This is a genomic window from Mesorhizobium sp. M0060 (assembly GCF_040323155.1).
Lineage (GTDB): Bacteria > Pseudomonadota > Alphaproteobacteria > Rhizobiales > Rhizobiaceae > Mesorhizobium.
Window position 1 is genome coordinate 1 of sequence record NZ_JAMYUP010000126.1, and the last position, 4633, is coordinate 4633.

1 protein-coding gene and 2 pseudogenes are annotated in these 4633 nt (G+C 59.5%); 1 reads left to right on the forward strand and 2 read right to left on the reverse strand.

Annotated features, from left to right (window positions below; genetic code table 11):
* Positions 1 to 1072: ABC transporter ATP-binding protein (locus NKJ94_RS36885; protein ID WP_352532638.1), on the forward strand; the 1072-nt coding region annotated here is incomplete at its 5' end.
* 203 nt (positions 1073 to 1275) lie between these two features.
* Here the strand turns inward: NKJ94_RS36885 and NKJ94_RS36890 are convergent.
* Positions 1276 to 1855 (reverse strand): annotated as a pseudogene (locus tag NKJ94_RS36890) (Tn3 family transposase); the annotation flags it as partial.
* A gap of 169 nt (positions 1856 to 2024) precedes the next feature.
* A pseudogene (locus tag NKJ94_RS36895) lies at positions 2025 to 3078 on the reverse strand (RHE_PE00001 family protein).
* Positions 3079 to 4633: the final 1555 nt, after the last annotated feature.

Sequence of the window (4633 nt, forward strand, 5' to 3'; positions counted from 1 at the left end):
TGCTCATCTTCTTCGATCACTTGGTGTCCACCTATTTCGGTGGACACCTTGTGCATCAGAGCACTCAACAGCAAAAGGTGCGGGGAAATTCGCGCTTACGCTTATCACGGTCGCCGTCATCGTCATGGGCGCCGTCCGGGTCGTCAATGCCGAGCTCGGCGTTGCGGATATGCTGACCTTCCTTCTGTGCGTCGCGGTGCTCGTCGATCCCGTCAAACGCCTGGCAAATTTCGTGCGGCTCTGGCAGGAGGGTTACACCGGCTTCAGTCGGGCGATGGAGATCCTGGAGGTGGAGCCGGAGATCGTGGATCGGTCGGGTGCCTCCGACATCGCCCGCCCGTGCGGCGCCCTGGCGTTTCGCGATGTCGGCTTCCGCTACGAAGAGGACGGGCCACATGTTCTCAAAAAACTGTCCTTCGATATTGCTCCCGGCGAGTTCGTGGCCCTCGTCGGCGCCTCCGGCGTCGGCAAGAGCACCTTATGCGCGCTGATCCCGCGCTTTTACGAGGTGAGTGAAGGCGCGATCCTGATCGACGGTGCCGACATCCGCGACATCAGCTTGAAGTCACTGCGGCAAAGCATCGGTGTCGTGCAGCAGGACGTCTATCTGTTCGCCGGTACGGTGGCGGAAAACCCCCGCTACGGGCGGCCGGATGCGTCGGAAGTCGAAATCATCGCGGCGGCAAAGGCGGCCAATGCTCACGATTTCATCATGGCGCTCTCGAATGGCTACGCCACGGATATCGGACAGCGCGGTGTGAAACTGTCCGGGGGCCAGAAGCAGCGCCTCACCATCGCCCGGGCGTTCCTCAAGGATCCAGCAATCCTGATCTTCGACGAGGCTACGAGCGCGCTTGACAATGAAAGTGAGCGGGCCGTCCAGGCCGCATTGCTCGACCTTGCCGAAGGGCGGACGACGATCGTCATCGCCCATCGGCTTTCGACCGTTCGCAATGCGGACCGGATCCTGGTGCTGACCGAACAGGGGATCGCCGAACAGGGGACCCATGAAGCCCTGATCGTTGCCGACGGAGCCTATGCCCACCTCTACAAGGCGCAGGCCAGCATCTAATCGGCGTGCGCATGGAGGAGCGCGAAAGAACGACCCCGCTGCGGACTTCCGCTAGCCGATAGATCTGGTCCGGCCGAACTCGGAATATGGATTCCGCTGATCAATGCAAAGGAGAGCCTGGCGAACATAGGGAATCGTTTTCTTGCGGCAGATTGCGGAGCGGCCACCTGGAATCGATGAATCCGCCCTTGGCGGAATGTCTAGATGGCCTGCGTGAGAGCATGGCGTTGTTCGCTCTTGTTCAGCCCGGCCCTGCAGCGGTGACGGAGCGCCGGATGTTCCAGCAAATCGAGCATGAACAGCGTCCGTTCAATCTTGCCGATCTCCTGGAGGGTGATGTCCACTTGGTTCTAGCGTTCGTAGGCGGCGAGCTTCCTCAGCATCACCGACGGCGCGGCGTGGCGACCAGGCGCATCACCTCATCCCAATGTTCGCGGATGAGTCGGCACGGATGCGAAGCGGCGCGATCTTTGGATAGACAGCGGGATGTTCGATTGGGATCAGCCGGCGATCGGGAAAGTCGCCCAATCTGGGGCAGAAGCGGAAACCGAGCATGGCGCAGAGCGCGAACACATGATCGGTCGCGCCGCCGGTATCAGTAAAATGTTCAGCAATCGAGAGATTGCTAACGTGATGCAGCAGGCCGTCGAGAACGTAGGGCGCCTCGTGTGTCGCTGCCGAGATGACCTTGACGTGATAGGGTCCATGCTGGTCGGAGACATGGGTGTAAAAGCTGAAGCCGGGATCGACACCGTAGCGCGCGTTGACGTCGCCGCCCGCATGTTCGCCTCCGTGTTCCGACTCATCGTTGACCCTACATAAACCGAACACACTGCTTTCTGTAAGCACTACCCTTCCAGCTAATGCCCCATTCAGCCGCACAGCAGGCCGCAACTGCACCAATGAGATTGTGAAGCCGGAATCCGCGTCCGTCACTCGGTGGACTGAGCGCCTAGACAATTCCCCACGCGCGAAACCTTCCCCTGCCCGTCATCTCGCGCAGCCCGAGCTCGCCGACCAGATTGAGCGCCCCCTGTTTTGTCACCTTTAGCCGCTCCTGGATCATGCCTGCCGAGACGAGTGGCCGTGACAGCACGAGTTCGACCACGTCGGACAGTTTGGAGCTGGCGCGGCGGTCGCGGAGTTTTCGCTCCATCTGGCTTTTTGCCAGCACCAGCCGATCGTGTTCCTTCAGGCCGACCAGCGCGGCGTCGTGGATAGCATCGAGGCAGGCCAGCAACCGGTCGGACCGATTGCGCGCTCGCCGCCGCTCGCGCGGAATGTTTTTGGCGCCGAGATGCAGGCAGGCGAGATGGTTGGCGGCAAGACCTTCCTGCCGCAGCAGCGCGGCAATCAGCAGAGGCCCGAGCCAAGCGGCATGCTGCAGCACCTCGATGTCCTGCCAGAATAAGTCCTGCCATTCCGCGAGGCGTTCTTCTTCATTCCAGTCGAGATCGTAGATCAGGCCGTTTTGCGGCTCCGGCCGGTCATGTTGTGACGTTTCCTCCTTTCGACCAGGTACGTCGGCGCCGCCGAGAATCTTTGACGAGCGCGCCAGGACGGCATCGATCTCGGCAAATTCTTCGGCCAGCAGGTCGTCCTCAGCGTCATCCCGACCGCCGGCTTCAACGGGGTCGGCGCCCTCCCCGTCCCGGCTTTTTGGCCCCGATGCCGGCATCGCGCCGCCGCGGCCGGTCAGCGCCAAAAAACCGTCGCGGCTGAGCGCCCAGTCCGGCTTCTGCGCAAAAATCCGCCGGCGGCACCGCATGTGCGCGGGTGAGTTCGTGGGTCGGTGTGCGAATGTCCATATGGGCGTCGTGCAGGACAAGGTCCTCGAGGTGCACGAGAGGGGCAGCGGCCGCGTCAGCAAAATGCTGGCGTTCGACAAAACCGTCGCGGACCGGTGAGCGAGCGACCCGCTCGTCGAGGCGGACCAAAACCTCGGTCGCGCGGGAAACCGGCCCGATCAGGGTCTTCAGGGACAAGTCGCTGATGTCGTAAGCCATTGGTTTCATGATAGTTGATTCGCCATAGTCAAGCTATCTGGATGTTAGGTTGACTTGCAGGGGATTTTCTCTGGCGGCCTTCTCACTATCGATAATCACCTCTTATCGATACTTAAACAATACAATCAGACAGTCCAATTACTATTTCATTGGCTCTCTCCCGCCGAGACCCATCAAGAACAAGACTGCATTTTTCCGATCATTGCCTTTGGACCCCAGACTCGTGGTTTTCTGCTATGCCGCATGCCGTCGATAGTAGAAGAAGGCGTCGTCGATAGTGGGTGTTGCGATGGACGCTGCAGCTCGACTTCAAGGGTTCGGCCGTAGGAAAGCCGGGCGCGCTCTTCAACGACGAAGGAAAGCTGACAAAGGACGGGCGCCGTTCACTCGCAAAGGCCATGTCTGCCTTCAGCAACTCGGCTGGGGGCTTATTGTCGTCGGCGTAGACTGCAGGGCGAATTCAATGGTGTCGATTCTGCGCTGGCGCTAGATCCGGTCCCGAATTGGGAAGCAGCCCTTAGTGCCGTCAGCTCTGCGGTTGGAGATCTGCTTCAGCCAAAGAACGACGGCATTAGGGTCAACGGCTTCGGTTCTGTCAGCGACAAGACGGCGGGGTATCTCGTGATTGACACACCTCGCTCCAAACGCCGTCCCCACATGTGCAACATGACGAAGCAGTATTTCAAGCGGTCGGCTTCGAGCAGCTACGCGATGGAGCACTTCGACATCGAGGATGCTTTCGTCGAACTGCCACGCCTGATATTGAACTCGAGACTGAATTCTCTCGCCGCTCGATCAGCCGGTCAGGAGGTGAAGCCGCCACCGCTGGCATTCAAATTCGGCTCGGGATTCGAAACGTCGGAGCTGTGACGGCAAAGATGATTGTTCTGCAATTGGGACAGAGGCTCGGGGGAGTTCCGCTTGGCCTTGGTCATCCTTATGAACGTGATTCCAATGCGATATCGAATTACGGAGGCTCCACCACTATCGCGACGCCTGGCGAATTTGTTGTCCATCCTGGCCAATCGCGTTTTTTTCAGATCCTGAATTACAGCGTAGGCAGGGATGACGAAGGCAATAGGGTAGTCGAAAACCTGCCCCTCTCGCAGTCTTTCGTAGATTTGCCGTACTCGCTTGGTGCAGAGAACATGGGAATGCGCTCCGGTAACCTCAAGTTCATAGCGGCTGAGTTATGGGGCGATCCTCCTTTCCTCGACCGACGGTAAGCGAGGTAAGGATGCCTGCCCTGGAAGATGTGGTAGTCGGTTCTGCATATCCCGACATAGGCGACATTGATCAGTGCCCCAGCCTTCCGGCGGAGTGCCTGGTGCCTGCTGCTCCTCGAACATCAGCCTACCGGGCTCGGCGCATCGGACGACTTTGATGGTGGGGTTCATGAATGTAATTTCACCCTTCGCTAAGCTGGAGTCCGGCAACAGGAAGTGGGGGGGGGGGGGGCGGGAGGAAGGCGCGAAAGAGGAGGGGGCGAAGAAGAAGGGGACTAAACTGAATATAGAGGGGGACCCCGACTCATTACAACGAATAGAACCAGAGG